Source organism: Rothia sp. 88186D007BW (assembly GCF_053544215.1).
Genome location: NZ_JBPPTR010000014.1, coordinates 11,703 through 29,437 on the forward strand (window position 1 = coordinate 11,703; position 17,735 = coordinate 29,437).

The window sequence follows — 17,735 nt, forward strand, 5'->3', positions numbered from 1 at the left end:
GCAACCTATGGGTGTTTGGGCATATTTAACACACATTTCCTGTATGCGTTTATCAGACAACCACCTGTGTTGGCCCTCTATCTCCCGCATCACACCCACTAATAACCATGCTGTGCCCTGCATAACATTACATGAGGAAAAAGTCTGTAACTTTCCGCACCAGCACCCTAAGCTAAACCTAAGAGCCCCTCCCCCGAAAGACCAGCATGATTCACCCTGCACTCCCCGACCGTTCCGGTGAAAGCACCGAACCCCGCCGCAACGCCGGCTACGCCATTCTGGCCACCCTACGCAACTACGGCATCGACACCATTTTCGGTATCCCCGGCACCCACAACCTCGAGTTCTACCGCCACCTCAAAGAGCTGGGCATCCACCCCGTCACCACCCGCCATGAGCAAGGTGCCGCCTACGGTGCGGACGGCTGGTCACAGACCCGCGGCCTACCCGGCGTCGTCATTACCACCTCAGGGCCCGGCCTACTCAACTCCCTCTCAGGTGCCGCCACCGCCTACGCCGAGTCACGCCCCATGATCGTCCTCTCCCCCGGCCGCCCGGTCGGCCACGAATTCCGCGACATCGGCTCCCTGCACGAGACAAAAAACCCCACCGGCGCCGTTAACTCCATCGTCGAATTCTCCCGCCGCGTGAACTCCGCAGAAGAAGCCGTGGATATCATCCATAACGCCTTCCGCTCTTTCGCCCACAGCCGTCCGCGCCCCATCCACATCGAAGTGCCCCTCGACGTGCTCGAACGCGACGTCGAACTCGACCCCGCTATCATGCAGGCCCGGCCCCTGGGCAAGCCCCAGCCTGCCCCCGCAGACGATGTGCACGAAGCAGCCCGCATGCTAGCTGAAGCCCAGCGGCCCATCATCATCGCAGGTGGCGGCGCCATCGGGGCAGCAGATGACCTACTCCGCCTAGCCGAAACCCTCGAAGCACCCGTCATCACCTCAATCAACGGCAAGGGTGCCATCCCCGAAAAACACCGGCTCTCCCTGGGGGCTGACCTGCGCCTGAGTGCCGCCCACGCCTTCTGCCGTCACGCCGACACCATGCTCATCATCGGCTCCAAAATCGGTGAAGCCGAACTCTGGGAGGGCGACATCCGCCCGGCAGGCCCCGTCATCCGCATCGACATCATGCGCGACCAGATGCTCACCAACATCACCCCCGATATTGAGTTGCCCGGCAACTCTCAGGCAGTACTCCCCCAGCTTCTGGACGCCCTGGCCGAACTCGACCTAGCACCCGGCTCCCGCGACCCCCGCGACCTACAAGACATCTTCGATGCCTTAGACAACGAAGGGCGCGCTAAAGCCCCCGAGCTGGCAGAACTCAACGAGAAAATCATGGAGATACTGCCTGATCACACCATCATCGCCGGCGACTCCTCCCAGGTGACCTACATGGGCACCACCACCTTCTACCGGGCAGCCCGCCCCAACTCCCTGCTCTACATGGCCACCTACGCCACCCTGGGCTACGGGCTACCTGCCGCCATTGGCGCCAAGATAGCTGCGCCCGAGCGTCCGGTGGTCTGCCTGCTCGGCGATGGGGCCCTCATGTTTGCCATTCAGGAGCTTATGACCGCTGTTGAGCAGCAGCTTGACCTGCCGATTATCTGCGTGGAGAACGGCGGCTACGGCGAAATCCGCCAAAACGAGCGCGACCGGGGCATCGCCCCCGTAGCCGTAGATTTAGTGCAACCTGACTGGGTGAAACTAGCCGAGGGCTTTGGTGCCACCGGCTTCTCAGCGACCATGGAAACCCTGGCCGAGACGGTCCAGCAGGCCCTGGCTACCCGCGGCCCCTCGGTAGTACACCTCAAAATCGGTGAGACTCTACGCTAGCTACTCGTAGCGCAGGGCCTCGATGGGGTCGAGCTTAGCGGCCTTATTGGCCGGGTAGTAGCCGAAGAAAAGGCCGATAGCCAGGGAGAACCCTAGAGCCAGCAGCACAGCACCCAGCGGTGGGACAACGAAGGTCCCCAGCAGGCTGGCCCCCAGCATACCTAGGCCACCACCTATCAGTACCCCCAGTAGACCACCGACCAGGCAGACCATCATAGCTTCAACCACGAACTGCAGGCGGATTGCCCCTCGGGTTGCGCCCAGGGCCTTACGGATACCGATTTCGCGGGTCCGTTCGGTCACCGTCACGAGCATAATGTTCATAACACCGATACCACCGACCAGGAGCGAGATACCGGCGATAGCCGAGATAGCTGCGCTGATGCCGTCCAGAACCGCGTTGAACTGCTCGGTCATCGCCGAGAAGTCTTGAATCTCAGCCATGTAGTGCTCATCGGTACGGTACATGCTGGTCAGATGGGCCTGAAGCAGGGCCTTCACCTGCCCCAGGTCCTTACCTTCTGCTGGGCGTACGGTGATGCTGTTCCAGCCGTTGCTGCTATAGGATTCGATGTCAGATTCCAGCGAAACCGGTAGGTAGACTGAGCCGGGCCCTGTATAGGCGAAGATACCGCTACCTATAGCCTCGGTTTGATAAACCCCGACCACCATAAAGCTTCGCGAGGTCATGCCAAATTGCAGATCGATTTCATTGCCTACTGCCGCCTGCGGGTCACTAAAGAGCTGATGAGCCTGGTCGGTTGAAAGCAGGATGACCGGTCGTTTGGCGTCCATATCGGCTTGACTTAAAGAGCGCCCTGCCACCAGGGTAACCGGGTTGAGCTCTAGGTAATCCATATTGACGAACTGGGCGTTGGTGTAGGGGGCCTGGCTCTCACCGGCGCTGAGGTTTACACTCACATAGGAGTTGGCCCCGATGGGAATGCCCGCAATGTTATCGCCCAGGGCCTCTTTAAGAGTGGCGATGTCGTGCTCATCAAACTTAGACTCAGCGGCGGGCTCAATGTATTCCCCATTCGGCATACCCATGGGGCCGGAGGTCAAACCAGCTTCTTCCTGTTCCTCGGTGGGGCGGGGGACCACATTCACCATCAGGTCATTGGCGCCAGAGCTCACAATCGACTCAGAAGCCTGAGTTTTCAAGGAATGACCCAGGGTCATGATGGTAATGACAGATGCAATACCCACAATAATGCCCAACAGTGTAAGGAAGGAACGCATCTTATTGGTGCGTAAGCTCCCCAGGGCTAAGGAAATTGATTCTCGTAGGTTCATTGACGGGCCTCCTGCTCAATCCGCCCATCTACCATCGTGACGGTGCGGTCAGTCTCAGCCGCCAGCTCAGGGTTGTGGGTAATGAAGACGATGGTCTTACCTTGCTCTTGGTGAAGCTCATGGAAGAGGTCCATGACCATGCGCCCAGTGTGGGAGTCCAGGGCGCCGGTTGGTTCGTCCGCCAGGAGCAGGGGCGGGTCGTTGGCTAGGGCGCGGGCGATAGCAACACGCTGTTTCTGGCCACCTGAAAGAGCTGCAGGGCTATGATCCATACGGTCAGCCATGCCCATCTGCTCCAGCAGGTGAGCGGCGCGGTCGCGGCGGTCGCGGGGGTTCACACCGGCGTACATCATGGGCATTTCCACGTTTTTGAGAGCCGAGATACGGCCCACCAGGTTAAAGCTTTGGAAGATGAACCCAATGTTCTGGCTGCGGTAGTAGGCCAGTTCGTCGTCAGAGAGGGAAGGGATATCCTCACCGGCGAAGGTGTAGTAGCCGTAGGTGGCCCTATCGAGTAGGCCGATGATGTTCATCAGTGTGGTTTTACCGGAACCTGACTGGCCCACCACTGACACAAACTCACCGTGATCAACATGGAAGTCGATGCCAGGGAGTACCGTGATGGCGCTGGGTGTTCCCATGTTGAAGGTTTTGACGATACCTCGCATATCGAGCAGAGTGCTCATGGCTACCACCCGAAGCTGGTGCCGGCGTCAAGGGTGACTTTTTCACCCACGCGGTGGCGGTAGGTTTCGCCGGGGGTGAGTACCATGTCACCGCTGGCCACCTCACCGCTGGTAAGGGAGATATCGAATTCGTTGGCTAGGCCAGTTTCTACAGGGCGCTCTTCGAGGGTGAAGGAGCCATCATCGTTGGGTACGGCCACTACGATGCTCTTCTTACCGAGGTCGTTGGTGTAGACCGCATCCAGAGGCACAGCCAGGGAGCTCTCTTCTTCAGAGGTGATGATGCTGGCCTTGACAGATGAGCCCAGGTAGAGGCCCTCACGGTTGCCGGTGACTTCGATGGTGACGGTAAAGGTGGGGGCTGACCCGTTACCGGCCATTACACCGGCCGCTTCATCGTTGCCCTGCTGGGCTGAGTCAGCGATGGAGGCTACGGAGGTGACGGTGCCTGCGTATTCCTTGCTTCCGGTGGCTCCGGCGGTGAAGGTGACGCGGTTGCCTTCCTTAATGGTGGCCACATCAGCTTCGCGGACGCTGGTGGTGATGGTGAGCGTGGAATCGTCACCGATAGTAACAACAGGCCCACTTGCCGGGGCACCAGGTTTAGCGACGCTCATAACTACACCGTTGATGGGTGAGGTGAGGGTAGCTGAGGTGAGGTCGCTTTGTAGGGCACCTACTGTCTGGTTGCGGGTGGTTTCTGCGCTGGCCAGGGCGGTGCGGGCGTTGTTGAGTTCAGTTTCCAGGGCTGCTAGCTGGGTGTTTGCGGCGGCGCGGGCGGTGGTGACGCCGGTGTCTGCGTCCGTTTTGGCCCCGTTAGCCAGGCGCAGGGCAGATTCTGCGGCGGCAACGTCGGCGTTGAAGAGGGTGAGGTCTTCACCGGCTGCAGCGGCCTGGTCGCGCATCTGCTGCTTGGTTTTGAGGTCGGCCGCAGCTAGGGTGACCTGCTCGTTAGCAGTGCGCTGGGCGGCTAGGGCGGCCAGAATTTCGGGGTTGGTGCCGTTGGCGATTCCCTGGCTGTACTGGTCGTAGGCGGTCTGTGCTGCGTTCAGGGCACTCTGGGCGGTGGTGACGGACCCGTCCAGCTGGGTGCGCTGGGTGTCAAGGTCCCCTTGCAAGGTGGAGGTATCGATGGTGGCTAGGGTCTGGCCAAGTTCTACCCGGTCACCTACTTCTACCTCCACGGAGCTAACGGGGCTGGTCAGGTGGGTGGTAATGGAGCGAATTTCACCGGGCTGCACAGTGCCGTCCACCCGCACCTTGTTGCTGACACCTTCATCGCTCAGAGTCAGGTAGTCGCTGGAAGGAATAGTTGAGTGGGCGCTGGTGCCGCTACCGAAGATGCTGTTGATGAGAAGTGCACCGATGGCGATCAGAGCGATGATGCCTAGGGCAAGGCCGATGAGTACCTTACTGAGGGTGCTCATTTTCTTTTTAGCTGGTGCACGCCGGTGTGCTGATCCCGGTGTAGGGGGTGGGGGTGGTGGGGGTGGTGCTCATGGTTGTGGGCCTTCATCAATAGGGGAAATAGATGTGATGTAGTCCTTTCAGTGTAAGTTCTTATCTGCCCTATGTGTGGCCGTATTGATACTAAAAATGACAAATCATACTTGAGTATGACAAGCAGCGGCACCACCCTGCACCCATCTTTTACACAAAAATATTGCCGAGCATCAGGAAGATCGCGAAGCCAATCACCATAAGCAGTGGGACGAAGATGATGACGGCACCCCCGATGGTCAAGGCAATGGTGGCGGTAACTTTTTCTTTCCCCTTCATGAAGAGAGCCACGATGGCAAGGACGACAACACCGACCCAGCTGATGCCTCTAGGCAGCATGAAGTTAAACGATCCCTCGATGAATAAGAAATCAATGATGCCGGTGATGGTGAGTAGTGCCATCAGTGCTAGGGCCCCAAGGCCTAGAGGGTTCAGCTTTTTTCCTTCCTCGGGGAGAGGAGCCCCAGGGTTGGAAGTGCCGGGATGCGGGGCGCTAAGGTGTGGGGTTGCGGGCTGTGGGTTCAGCTGCTGCGGCCCAGGGTGAACCGGAGCAGAGGGCAAGGGGGTAACCGGGCTTGCAGGGTGATGAGATACATTGTTCATGTTCACCAGTATGGAGAGAAATTCTCATTCCCACTAGGACTTTTAGAGATTTGTGGACAAATCTGGGGGTACCTTACGTGTTTATGACTGAATGTTGAGCGAGTTATCCACAGGTTCGGCAGGATGGGCTGCATCAACGGCGCGAATGGCCTCACCCAAATCATAGGCCTCCTGCTCGGCTAAGAGCTGGGCAGAATCAGTGAGCACATCAGCCACACGATTCTTCAGCTCAGTTGCACTTGCCAGGCCGTCCTCTTGCAGGACCAGGCGCTCACCGGCGTCCGTATCAGCTTCGGCGCCCGAACCGGCCCCTGCGCCCTGCTCCGTAGCGTCCTCAAGCTCGAAGAGAGCGAAGCCGTAGCGGCGTTCGTCCCCAATGTAGAAAACGTTGAGTAGCAGGGTGAAGACGCGACCGGTCAGGTCGATGTAGGTCTTTTCAAGTTCAGCGGTTTCTAGCCAGAGGCCATCGACCTCAGCGGGGCGTCATAGGCGAACTCGTAGCCAAAGTCAGTTGCCAGGGCGTGGGCCAGCGGGCCGATACCGTAGTCAGGGCGAGCCATCGGAATCCTTAATGCGGGAAAAGTAGTAGAGCGGACGCCGGAATCAGCTAGTCCATATCGCGGCCGGCGGTCTCGGGTACCGCCGCGCGGGTAAAGGTAATCAGGCCGATACCAATAACGGCAAAGACCGCGAAGGTCATACCTAATCCCAGGGATGCAACCATCTGCGGGAAGAAGAGAGAGACCATAAAGTTAGCAATCCAGGAGACAAAGGTAGCCAGGCCCATACCGGCACCGCGCACGCGGGCAGGGAAAACTTCGCTCATGAGCACCCAGGTCACCGGCGAGACAGCACCTTGCTGGAAGACCAGGAAGATAATCGAAATGGCCAAGGTAGCCCAGGGGCGGGCGGTAGCATCGAGCACCTGTGAGGTCACCGCCAGCATAGCCAGTGAGAAGGTGGTGCCGGCCAGGCCGATGGTCAGTACCAGGCGGCGGGGGAAGCGCCCCACGAACCAGAGACCCACCGCCGCACCCAGCACCGACAGCACACCGTTGGAGATATTAGCGGTCAGTGCCGCATCGGTGGAGAAGCCTGCCTCACGCAGCACCTGGGTGCCGTAGTACATGAGGGCGTTCACGCCGGTAGCTTGCTGCACGATACCGATAGAAGCAGCCAAAAGTAGGGTGGTGCGCAGGGCCGGGTCGCGCCAGAGCAGCTTGAAAGCACCGCGCTCGGCGGTGGCTTCCCGGCGGTACCCTGGCGATTCGGGCACCAGGAACATGCCCACGAAAAGGACGATGGCCGGGACGATAGAGATAGCGAACATGACTCGCCAAATCATCACCTGGTGGGCAAAAATATTGCCAATCATGGCATTGACCACGTAGGCGGTGAGCTGACCAAAGACAATCATGAACTGGTTACGCGTCACGATAGCCCCACGGCGGTTAGCCGGGGAAATCTCCGCCAGATAAATCGGCACTACCGCCGAGGCTGCACCGACCGCTAGGCCCACCAGCACACGGAAAATAATGAAGATACCAAGGGTGGGGGCCAAGGCTAGGCCCAGGGAGCTAGCAGCGAAGACGAGGGCGAGGGTGAAGAGCACGCGGCGGCGTCCGAACCGATCGATGAGTTGCCCGGCAAGGAGTGCACCAAAGGCGGCACCCAGGGTCAGGGCTGAGGTTGCCATACCTTCAGCGGCAGGGGACAGTGTGAAATCCTGTTGTAAGAAGGGTAGTGCACCGTTGATAATTCCGGTGTCGTAGCCGAAGAGAAAACCACCCACCGAGATGATCCAGGTGTAGAGGGTGACCCGGCGGGGGTCAGTAACGTGTGTCATGCGCACTCCTTTATAAACCTCAGCAATTCTAAGCCTTCTTGCGGCACGCTAGGCGTATATGACGCCGCCCCTGTGTTGGCTTGGGCCGGGCGGCAGATAGAAAATACCCCCTCAAAAATGCAGCCGCCTGCCATTTTTACAGGGTTTGTGCATTTTAAGGGGGTAAGTGGGCTGGGCTAGGTTAGTGCTTGCGGCGGCGCAGAGTCAGGACGCCAGCACCCAGCGCGAGCGCGCCAACCAGGGAAACACCAAGGGCTGAGGCGCCGGTTGAGGCCAGGCGACCTCCGCCTGCTGACGGGGACTCAGTTGCCCCGGTGGAGGGCTGTTGGGTGGCTCCACCGGCAGCTTGCTGGCTGGGGTTTGCCCCGGCGTTAGCTGATGCGGTGTTGCCCGAGTCAGCGCCAGCAGGGCTGGTGTTCTCAGCTTCGGTGCTTTCAGGTGTGCGGACGTCATCGGCCCCCTGGCTGGGCTCGGCGGTGGGTTCAACAGTAGGCTCGGCAGTCGGTTCAACAGTGGGCTCGACGGTCGGTTCAACGCTGGGCTCAGGGCTAGGTTCAACGCTGGGTTCGGCAGTGGGTTCCACACTAGGCTCGACTGTCGGTTCAACGCTGGGCTCAGGGCTAGGTTCAACAGTAGGCTCTGCACTGGGCTCAGGGCTAGGTTCAACACTGGGCTCAGGGCTGGGCTCGGCAGTGGGTTCAACAGTAGGCTCGACAGTCGGTTCTGCGCTGGGCTCGACAGTAGGCTCTGCACTGGGCTCAGGGCTGGGCTCGGCAGTGGGTTCCACACTAGGCTCGACAGTCGGTTCTGCACTGGGCTCAGGGCTAGGAGTTTCATCCTTGGCACCGGTGAGGCATTCCTCCAGGGTAGCGTTACCTACCACAAAGATTGCCTGCTGGGTCTGACTGCGGGCAATGGTGCCGTTCGGCAGCGGGGCGCTGTAGTAGACGTCAAAGGCGTAGGTGCCGGGGGCGGTAAAGACCCAGTTTGCGTGGGCGTGGGTGGCGAAATCAATGTCGATGGTGGTGTCTTTGCTTGCGCCTCCTGCCTGGAGGGTCACACCTCCGGCAAAGTCCTGTTCGTAGACACCGTAAGCGGCACCGTCAGGCAGCGCGGTGGGTACCAGGTGCAAGGTAACAGGCCCTGCTAGCTGGGTGTAGTCAACGTCTTGGGTGTTCCAACCGGGCCAGACAATTCCGGCCTGCTGAGTTTGTGGAAGGCCGTAGAACTCGCTACCAGCGGGGCCGAGGAAGTCCAGTTCAGGGGCCATCATCTGTTCCTGGCGGGTGAAACGGGCGTTATCCCCTACCCCAAGCACTACATCGTTCAAGGAACGGTCAGCGGCTTCACGGGTAATAGATGAGGTTTCATCTTTCAGGGCCAGCTTGAGGGCACCGCCAGCTAAGGATGCCTTGATGTCAACGTGGCCGTTAGTGAGTAGGTAGCGGCCTTCCATGCTGGGGCTCTGGCAGCGTTTGGCATCTGGCAGTATCTGGGCAGGTGCGGAAGGGCTGACGGTGGGCTCGGGGCTAGCGGAAGGTTCCGGGCTAGCGGAAGGTTCCGGGCTGACCGTAGGTTCAGGGCTAGCCGTGGTAGAAGGAGCAGGTAAGGACGCGCTCGGTGCTGGCTCACTGGGCTCAGGGCTCGGCGCAGGCTGGCTGGGTTCCGCAGTGGGCGCGGGACTCGTAGAAGGCTCAGGGCTGGCAGAGGGTTCAGGGCTGGCAGAGGGTTCAGGAGCCGGTTCTGCTAGGGGTTCGGTCAGTTGGAGCGAACCGCTAGACATATATTCCTCACCGGGCACATAGTTGCTGGTGACCGTGTGACGGTCGGTGTGAGCGTCCATGTCGGGGTGGGGAGTGATGTTGAAGATGGCGTGGTAGCCCTTGAGCCAGCTAGCTGCGCTGAGGTAGCAGCTAGCCACACCGTTATCAATGTGGGCGTAGCAGTTAGCTGCCCCAGAGGCATCCTCGGCACGGCGGAACATGCCCCCTGCCACGTAGCCGCGCACGGTGGGGTCAGCGAACTTAATCTGCACCAGGTTGTAGCCCTCATATTCAGAGGGTTTGATGGTGACGCTGTAATCTCCACTGGTGAGGGCCTGGTGGCCAGTGGGGAGCACTGTGTTGTCGGGGTCAGTGATGGGGGCGGGCCAGCGTCCTTCACCGGCATCTGAGCGCACACTTACTTGCTGCTCTGGCTGGTAGGTTAGGGCGGGGGTAACCCACTTGGCGGCGGTTGCCCCAGAGCCTGCCGCAGCCCCGTCAGGAATAAAGACACCCTGAATCTGGGAGTCTAGGGAGCCGAGCATCTCAGACCAGGTGGCGGTGCCGCCCTCGACCCGCACATCGGTGAGGAAGTAGCCCTGGTTGTAGAGGGTTAGGGTGCCTGAGACGTCGGTGCGGCCGGCATCAAAGGTGATGTCGGTGAGGGATTCGTCCCCATCCTGCTCTTGGGTGGGCTTGGGAGAAAGGCTTAGGCTGTAGTTTTCGGCGCTCAGGGCGGTGGTGAGGGCCTTGTTGTAGGTGTCAATGAGGGGTGCCTCAGTGGCTGCCCCTTCACCGTCAACTGGGCGGTTGCCGCCTACCTGCCAGATGGCGGTAACTGGTTTGGATTCGATGGTTTGCCCATCAAGGCCGCGGGCTACTGTGCGGTAGGTGATTTCGTAGCGGCCGGGGCGGGAGAAGGTGGTGTAGTTGTGGGTGTGGGCGCCGGGGGTGAGTACGGCCGATTGAAAGTCGGGGTCGGTGGAGCTGAGCATGCGGCGCACGTCGTTGGGGAAGTAGTTGGAGCGGTAGGTGAACATTTCCATGACGCCGGGGCCGTCAACCTTGAGCAGGTCGAGGGTGAAGGTGCCGTCGCGGAAGTTTTCTACGGGAATGTTGCTATCTGCCCCGAAGCCGATCCAGGCTGGGTCGTGGTTGCCGTAGGGCAGGGAGGGTGCCATGTAGAGTTTGTCGCCGGGTTCACCGAGGAACTGGGTGTTGGGGGAATCGGGCACGGTGAAGATGTACTGATTTTTGGCTTCTGCGCGGGTGGAGTAGCCTTTACCGATCCAGAGAACGGACTGGTCAAAGGGGATGAGGGCGTCCTTCTGGTCGCCGTGGGGCATTTTGCCGTAGAGGTTAAAGGTGTCTTCTTCCCAGACAGTTTGGGGAGCATCAATGTGGGCTTGGGTGCCTACGATTTTTCCGTCGTCGGGCCCTGCGATAGCAGGTAGGGCTGAGCCGGCGAGGGTGGCGATGGCTAGGGCTGAGAGGGTCAGGGCCCGGTAAGGACGCCGGGAGGAGGCTAGTCGAGATGAGGGAGATGGGGCGGGGTTTTGGTTGTGCATGGGGGTCTTTCTAGTGGGTGCTGGGGGAGCTAAAAACCATATTAGTTATTGAGAATGATTATCATTAAAGATATTCTAAAAGGTGAGAAAAACCAAGCATTCACCTAGAAAGCAGATCATGCGACAATTCCCCCAAGTCCTCTCGGTTGCAGCCCTTTCAGTGGCCCTTATAGCAGGCCCCCTAGCCGCAGCACCCGCCACCACTAACACCCCTGGGCACACTGCCGACGCCATCAGCCAGGTACAACCGGCTAGCGCAGACGAAGCCAGCCCCCGCACCGTCCTAGCTACCGAGCACACCGACGCCCTGGCCGTAGGGTTAGCCAACGGCCAGCTAGACCTCTTCACCTTCGCAGACCTGCCCGGCGCACCCCACACCCGCCTAGACCCGGCACAGACCACCTTCAACTTGCAAGACCGCCCTGAGACCCGCGTCCAGGTTCCCGCAGGGTTCGATTTCCTGGGAGAAGAAGGCAAAACCATCTGGCTAGCCCCTCAAACCCAGATAGCTGAGGTACTCTGGCCCGGCTGGAACACTGAGAGCATCCGCCCCGGTGAATTGGCAGGGGACACCATCAACTTGGAGCTGGTAAGAACCAAGGCACCCGAGGGTGGAGCCGTTGAAATATTCCAGTCCTCCCCCTTTGGTATCAGCCGGATCTTTAGCTCCAGCGAGAAACTACCTACCTACCAGCAGCCGGTAGGCGCACACGTTCACGCCAACTGGGCCTTTACCGCTACAGGAACCTACGAGCTAACCTTCCAGGCCAGCGCTACCCGCACAGATGGAACCTCCATCAGCGCCGAGCAGACCTACACCTTTGTCGTAGGCCAGCTACCTGACGATTCAGCCGACCAGGGTGAGCAGCCCCAGCCAGAGACCCTGAGCCCCGCACCAGAAGCACCGGCACCTACCTCTGCCCCAGAGGTAGCTACCCCTGCTTCTCCTGCCCCATCAGCCCCGGCACCTGCCCCGGAGGAAACCAGCGCAGCACCGGCCCCCACCCAAGATGCAGCTGAAACTCCTTCTGCTCCAGAAACAGAGTCTGCTGCCCCCGCTGGCGATGACCAGACCAGCCCTGCCACTCAGCCTGAAGCTCTGCCGCCGGTAAGCAACCCCAACCAGGCTCATCAGACCCCTGACTCACAGGCCCCTGCCTCCCAGGCACCAGCCCAGAGCCAGCCTCTTTCAGGGAGCACCCAGCAGAACCCCGCCCCCCAGAAGTGCCAGGCCACCGAAGAGCTCATTAAGCCTGCCCAGCAGGCTCAGGCCAGTGACGAAGGAACTATCAACCGGGCGTCCGCACCGACCCTAGAGAAGCCTGCCTTCACCATTCAACGGGCTGTAGACACCCGCACCGACCGCGCCACCAGTGGCCACTTTGATTTTGGTGCAGTTCTCAACGGCGGCAACCTATCAGCACAGATTAAGGACGACCGTACCTCCCCGGCCATCTGGAAGCAGCCCAGCGCTCTTACCTTCGTCCTCGGTGACGGCGCTAAAACCACCATGCCCGGCGGTATGGGGCACATTGCTCCGGCAGGGTCCGAGGTCTACCTCATTGGGGCAACCCAGCAGGCCACCGTACCTTGGGTTGGTTGGAACACCCAGAACCCTGAACTGGTTGCCCAGGCCGCTGGCCCCGCAACCCTCACCCTGACCGACATGCAGGGCCCCGGCCAGCTCTCAGTGTTCCTCTCCGGTAACTTCGGTTCAGCAGGCACCACCGTCTTCAATAAGGTCGGTGACTCCTTCTCTGTACCGTTGAACACCCACCAGCACGGGAACTGGGTCTTTACTGCCCCTGGCATCTACACTGCCACTCTCACCTGGTCTGCTCCCCTTAAGAATGGTCAGCAGGTCTCATCTAGCGGCACCCTTACCTTTGAGGTAGGCGATGTCAGCTCAGCACAGGCACCTCAGCAGCAAGGCCAGCCCCAGGAAGAGACCCAAGATCAGGGGAAGGCCACCCAGCAGGACGCCACCCCCAAGTCCACCTCTGATGGCGAGCAGAAGGGGTCAGTAGATCAGACCACCGGCATTGTGACTCGCCCTGATGGGTCACAGGTGCGCATTGTGGGCAAGACCGCTGATGGGCGCGACTGCACCTTGAGCGAAGAAGAATTGAAGCAGGCTCAGCAGGCTTCTGCTCGTGGCGAGCTAGCCTACACCGGTGCTTCCTCGGTGGGCACTGTAGTTGCAGCTGGCGCCCTGGCTCTGCTTCTTGGTGCCGGTGCTTTGATTGTTCTGCGTCGCCGTTCCGCTGGCCATGCAGCCTAAGCACCTGCCTGCCTGCCTCCCCCTTCTGTTAGCTTTTCTTCTAGCTTTAACCGGCTGTAGTGGGTTAGCAGAGCGGGGGCAGCAGGGGTTACAGGTGGTGGCCTCCACCCCGATTCTGGCCGATTTGGCCTCATCGATTGCCGGCGACAGGGCCCAAGTGACGTCCCTGGTGCCGGCAGGGGCCAACCCTCACACCTATGAGCCTTCCCTGCATGATGTGCGTCAGATAGCCTATGCCGATGTGGCTTTCACCAACGGCTTACTGTTGGAACAGCAAAAGCTGGTGCGCATGGTAGATGCCAACCTACCTCAAGACGCTATCTCGGTGGCCGTTGCTGAAGAGATTGAAAGCTACGGGGGTAAGCTCATCCCTATCGTTGAGGACGCTTCTTTAGACTCCATCTGGTTAGGTCTGCGTACCTCTGGTGCGCCTCGTGAAGCCGAGCTAGCCCGTGATGCTTCAGTTACCTTCCGGGCCACTGAGGCCAGTGGGCCGGGGCAGCTAGCAGCTTTCATTACTGGCACCTTTGGGTCGGTAGAGAAGGTGGCCGATTCGGGGGAAGGCGGGCATCATCATTCTGGTGCTTTGGGAGAGACTGCTCTTCCTCTCCAAGCTCACACCCACCTATCATGGGCATATACCCAGCCGGGTATATACTCTTTGAGTCTTGAAGCCCAAGCCCGCACCACTGAAGGCAACCCCCTTCCCGGGCTTAGAGACGTCCCCCCTACCCCCGTACATTTTGCGGTAGGTGTCTTACCTGATGCCCAGGTTCAGGCCATGGAAGAAGCAAGCGGTAAGCCAGTTACTGTGCTTGACGCTGGGCACGCTGATTTAACTGCTCAGCTAGATAGCGGCCAGCTAGTAATCCGCACCGATTCTGACGGTCAGGTCACCGAGTACGACCCGGCCACCACCGTCATCGCGGTGCCCTCCCGCACCTTACAGGAGCTTCCGGCCGGGCCCCAGTACCGCTTCCTCGGCAAACCAGGCGACCAGGTCTATCTTCTGGCCCAGGCAGTGCTAGGTAAGCACGTACACGGCGAAATTGACCCCCACATCTGGCATTCGGTGCCCAACGTCATGTCCACCGCCCAACTCATGCGCGATACTCTCATCGCAGCCGACCCCGCAGGGGCCGCCACCTACCGGGCTAATACTGAGGCCCTACTAGCTGAGCTAGAAGGAACTGATCAAGAGCTTCACCGCATATATGATCAGCTCCCCGACGCAGCTAAAAATCTGGTGACCACCCACGACGGTTACCGCTACCTGGCTTCAACCTACGGCCTAAATATTGCTGGCTATGTCTCGCCGGTGGCTGGTGTTGAGCCTAGCATCCAGCAGCGCGAGCGCCTGCGGCGCACTATCGACGATTTGGCTGTGCCTGCTCTTTATACGGAGCGCCGGTTGATGAATAGGACGCCGGTGCTCAAGCAGGTGGGTGATGAGGCTGGTGTGAGGGTTTGTGAGCTTTATTCCGATTCTCTTGATGCAGATGCGCCTAGTTATTCCCAGATGATGCTGACGAACGCGCAGATTATTACTGATTGTTCAGCTACTTCCCCTTAAGGATTTTTCTATGAAGACTTCTACTCGTTGTACTGCTGCCCTTGCTGTGGCGGCCTTGTTGGTGCCTACCTCCGTGTTGAGTTCGGTTGCTTATGCTGCTGAGGAGAATAAGAGCGCCCAGGAGCGTGCTTTGGAGCAGACTCTTTCTCCTGATGAGCCGGTGGTGACTGGTCAGCATGAGATTTCTGCTGGGCATGTTGATATGGGCCCGGCTTTTGTGGAGGGTTCTTGGGAGTTGATGTTCCGTGATGATTCGACTGCTGAGCCGGTGTGGCGTGATCCTGCGGAGGTGGTGCTTCGTGGGGATGATACTGCCATGATGTTGGTGCCTGATGATCCTCGTTATTCTTTTGTGCAGGCTAAGGCTGGTGATGAGGTGTATGTGATTCCGCAGACTGAGCTGGCTGGGGTGGTGTGGCCGGGTTGGAATACTCAGAACCCTCAGGTGGTGGAGCGTTTGGGTCGTGGGGTTACCTTCACTCTTGAGGGGGTGGAGGGCCCTGGCGGGTTCTCGCTGTATTTGGAGAACGGTACTTTCGGCGCCCCTGATGTGTTGTGGTCCTCTGATAATAGTGACCCTCAGGATATTTTTGTTGAGCCTAATGTGCATACTCACGCTAACTGGGTTTTCACTGCCCCTGGCGCCTATTATTTGACGGTGCGGGCTCATGCTGAGCTGGCTGATGGGACGGTTGTGAGTGATACTGCCCGTTTGCTTTTTGCTGTGGGTTCGTCGGTGAGTAATGAGCAGGTTTTTGCTGGGGCGGACGCTTTAGGTTCGGTTGATGAGGGCGCTACGGCGCAGGGGGGTGAGAGCTCATCTGCCGAGGGTGTTGCTTCTGCCCCTGCTGGTGATAGTTCGCAGGCTGGTGTCGAGGCTGAGGCCGGTGGGTCTGGTCTGCCGCTTGGTTTGGTTGTTGGTGGTGCTCTGCTGCTGCTAGGCCTCATTGTTGGGGGTATCTTGGTAGCTCGCCGTTCTGCCGCTGCTAAGGCTGAAGCCTTTAAGCACTCTACGGGGGCTCGTTCATGACCACCGCTTTACCTGATTTTACGCAGCAGGGTGTGGGTGCGGCGTCCGCCCCTACTCTTACTATCACCGACTTGCATGCGGGTTACCCGGGGCGGCCTGTGCTGACTGGTCTGAGTCTTACTCTGTGCCCCGGTGAGTTTGTGGGGCTGATTGGTGCTAATGGTTCTGGCAAGACTACCTTGCTGCGGTCTTTGCTGGGGCTGGTTCCTACGAGTAAGGGGCGTATTGATATTTTGGGGCTGCCACCCCTTAAGGCTCGCTCTCATATTGGTTATGTGCCGCAGAAGCATCTTTTTCAGTGGGATTTCCCTATTACTGTGGAAAATGCTGTGATGAGTGCCCGGACGCGGGCGATTGGTTGGTTTCGTCGCCCTGGTCGAGCGGACTGGCAGGCGGTTTATTCGGCTCTTGATAAGGCTGAGTTGACTGGGCTGAAGGATCGCCCTGTGGGTGAGCTTTCTGGTGGGCAGAAGCAGCGGGTGTTGCTTGCCCGTGCTTTGGCGTCCGCGCCGAAGCTTTTGTTGCTGGATGAGCCTTTTACTGGTGTGGATGCCCCTACCCAGGATTCTCTTAACCGTCTTTATCGGTCTTTGACGGCTGAGGGCATGACTATTCTCATGTCGACTCACGATATGGTGTCGGCCCGTAACTGGTGCAGCCGCATTGTGGGTGTGCGCGGTGATTTAGCCGTTGATGCCCCTGCCCAGCAACATAGTGTCGAGGAGCTTTATGCTTTCTTGCACGGACAACACGAAGGCTGTGAGTTAGCCCTATGATTACTCCTCTGGAATTTGTTCAAGATCTTTTCAACCCTAATCTGGCGTTTCTGGCGCGTGCGCTGGCGGCGGTGGTGATTGCTTCTCTGATTACGGGGCTGGTGGGTTGCCATGTGGTCATGCGCGGCATGGTTTTCATTGGTGATGCTGTGGCTCACTCGGTTTTTCCGGGTTTGGCGGTGGCTTTTGTGGTGGGTGGTTCTTTGGTGCTGGGCGGTTTGGTTGCTGGTGTGGTGACTGCTGTTCTGGTGGCAATTTTTAGCCAGAATCAGAAGCTTAAAGAGGATTCGGTGATTGGTATTTTCTTTGCTGGGGCTTTTGCTTTGGGTATTACTATCATTTCTCTTGCCCCGGGGTATTCGGGGTCGGTGCAGGACTTTTTGTTTGGTTCCATTGTGGGTATTTCTAGTGCGGACGTTGCCCAGGCGGCGGTGATTGCCGCGGTGCTGGCGCTGGTTTTGGGTCTTTTCCATAAGGAGATTGTGGCGGTGTCTCTTGATAAGGAGAGTGCTCGGGCTGCGGGTTTGCCGGTGTTGGCTCTGGATATTTTGCTCTATGTGGTGGTGACGGTGTCTGTTGTGATTTCTTTGCAGACTTTGGGTAATGTGCTGGTGCTGGCTTTGCTGGTGATACCGGCGGCTACGGCCCGGCTGCTCTGCTCTACCTTGGGGCGCATGATGGTCTTTGCACCGGCCTTCGGGGCGGTGACGTCAACGGTGGGGCTCTATCTTTCCTGGGCTTTCAACCTGCCTACTGGCGGTGTCATCGTGCTGACTATGATTGCCGGGTTCCTGCTCTGCTGGGCGGCTAGTCGGATCTTTCAGGGGAACTTTAGCGTCAAAAGCGCGGTTCCTGGGTAGGGATCGGCAGGGGTTGGGGGCATCTTCTGTAAAGAAGTTGTCCTTATCTTGCTTTTGTTCCCTGCCCTGGGAAAGATAGTGAGTGAACTATTATCGA

The 17,735-nt window shown here is 59.1% G+C and carries 14 protein-coding genes; 7 read left to right on the plus strand and 7 right to left on the minus strand.

Going from position 1 to position 17,735, the window contains the following annotated elements; all coding sequences use genetic code 11:
* The first annotated feature begins 206 nt into the window (after positions 1-206).
* On the plus strand, positions 207-1,856 hold the full coding sequence (locus ACEE09_RS08380; protein WP_449083786.1) for a thiamine pyrophosphate-binding protein: 1,650 nt from the start codon (positions 207-209) through the stop codon (positions 1,854-1,856).
* Here ACEE09_RS08380 and ACEE09_RS08385 read toward each other — a convergent pair whose 3' ends face one another.
* The 5 genes from ACEE09_RS08385 to ACEE09_RS08405 all read right to left on the minus strand — a co-directional run bounded on the left by ACEE09_RS08385 (position 1,857) and on the right by ACEE09_RS08405 (position 6,157).
* Entirely contained in the window at positions 1,857-3,152 is a 1,296-nt protein-coding gene (locus tag ACEE09_RS08385; RefSeq protein ID WP_449083788.1) for an ABC transporter permease, read from the minus strand.
* Positions 3,149-3,838 (minus strand): ABC transporter ATP-binding protein, encoded by a 690-nt coding sequence (locus tag ACEE09_RS08390; protein ID WP_449083790.1) that lies wholly within the window; start codon positions 3,836-3,838, stop codon positions 3,149-3,151. The genes ACEE09_RS08385 and ACEE09_RS08390 overlap by 4 nt, the downstream gene beginning before the upstream one ends.
* Before the next feature lie 2 nt (positions 3,839-3,840).
* Positions 3,841-5,265, minus strand: a complete 1,425-nt coding sequence (locus ACEE09_RS08395) for an efflux RND transporter periplasmic adaptor subunit (protein WP_449083792.1) — start codon at positions 5,263-5,265, stop codon at positions 3,841-3,843.
* A gap of 223 nt (positions 5,266-5,488) precedes the next feature.
* Positions 5,489-5,740 (minus strand): hypothetical protein, encoded by a 252-nt coding sequence (locus tag ACEE09_RS08400; protein WP_449083793.1) that lies wholly within the window; start codon positions 5,738-5,740, stop codon positions 5,489-5,491.
* 282 nt (positions 5,741-6,022) lie between these two features.
* Positions 6,023-6,157, minus strand: a complete 135-nt coding sequence (locus ACEE09_RS08405; protein ID WP_449083795.1) for a hypothetical protein — start codon at positions 6,155-6,157, stop codon at positions 6,023-6,025.
* Between the two features lie 39 nt (positions 6,158-6,196).
* On the opposite strand from ACEE09_RS08405, the gene ACEE09_RS08410 reads away from it, so the two are divergent.
* Positions 6,197-6,337: a hypothetical protein gene (locus tag ACEE09_RS08410; RefSeq protein WP_449083797.1), complete on the plus strand. Its 141-nt coding sequence runs from the start codon at positions 6,197-6,199 to the stop codon at positions 6,335-6,337.
* Positions 6,338-6,548: 211 nt separating this feature from the next.
* Here ACEE09_RS08410 and ACEE09_RS08415 read toward each other — a convergent pair whose 3' ends face one another.
* Together ACEE09_RS08415 and ACEE09_RS08420 are read right to left on the minus strand one after the other, a co-directional pair.
* Entirely contained in the window at positions 6,549-7,787 is a 1,239-nt protein-coding gene (locus ACEE09_RS08415) for an MFS transporter (RefSeq protein WP_449083799.1), read from the minus strand.
* A gap of 181 nt (positions 7,788-7,968) precedes the next feature.
* Positions 7,969-11,118: a choice-of-anchor M domain-containing protein gene (locus ACEE09_RS08420; RefSeq protein ID WP_449083801.1), complete on the minus strand. Its 3,150-nt coding sequence runs from the start codon at positions 11,116-11,118 to the stop codon at positions 7,969-7,971.
* 118 nt (positions 11,119-11,236) lie between these two features.
* On the opposite strand from ACEE09_RS08420, the gene ACEE09_RS08425 reads away from it, so the two are divergent.
* The 5 genes from ACEE09_RS08425 (at position 11,237) to ACEE09_RS08445 (ending at position 17,638) form a co-directional block, all read left to right on the plus strand.
* The gene (locus ACEE09_RS08425; RefSeq protein WP_449083803.1) at positions 11,237-13,399 is read left to right on the plus strand and encodes a TIGR03773 family transporter-associated surface protein; all 2,163 of its coding nucleotides are present in this window, start codon (positions 11,237-11,239) and stop codon (positions 13,397-13,399) included.
* 94 nt (positions 13,400-13,493) lie between these two features.
* Positions 13,494-14,972 (plus strand): anchored repeat ABC transporter, substrate-binding protein, encoded by a 1,479-nt coding sequence (locus ACEE09_RS08430; protein WP_449083804.1) that lies wholly within the window; start codon positions 13,494-13,496, stop codon positions 14,970-14,972.
* A 10-nt stretch (positions 14,973-14,982) separates the two neighbouring features.
* Entirely contained in the window at positions 14,983-16,002 is a 1,020-nt protein-coding gene (locus ACEE09_RS08435) for a choice-of-anchor M domain-containing protein (RefSeq protein WP_449083806.1), read from the plus strand.
* On the plus strand, positions 15,999-16,778 hold the full coding sequence (locus tag ACEE09_RS08440; RefSeq protein WP_449083808.1) for an anchored repeat-type ABC transporter ATP-binding subunit: 780 nt from the start codon (positions 15,999-16,001) through the stop codon (positions 16,776-16,778). The genes ACEE09_RS08435 and ACEE09_RS08440 overlap by 4 nt, the downstream gene beginning before the upstream one ends.
* A complete protein-coding gene (locus ACEE09_RS08445; RefSeq protein ID WP_449083810.1) occupies positions 16,775-17,638 on the plus strand; it encodes an anchored repeat-type ABC transporter permease subunit in 864 nt (287 codons plus the stop codon). Before ACEE09_RS08440 ends, ACEE09_RS08445 begins: the two co-directional genes overlap by 4 nt.
* Positions 17,639-17,735: the final 97 nt, after the last annotated feature.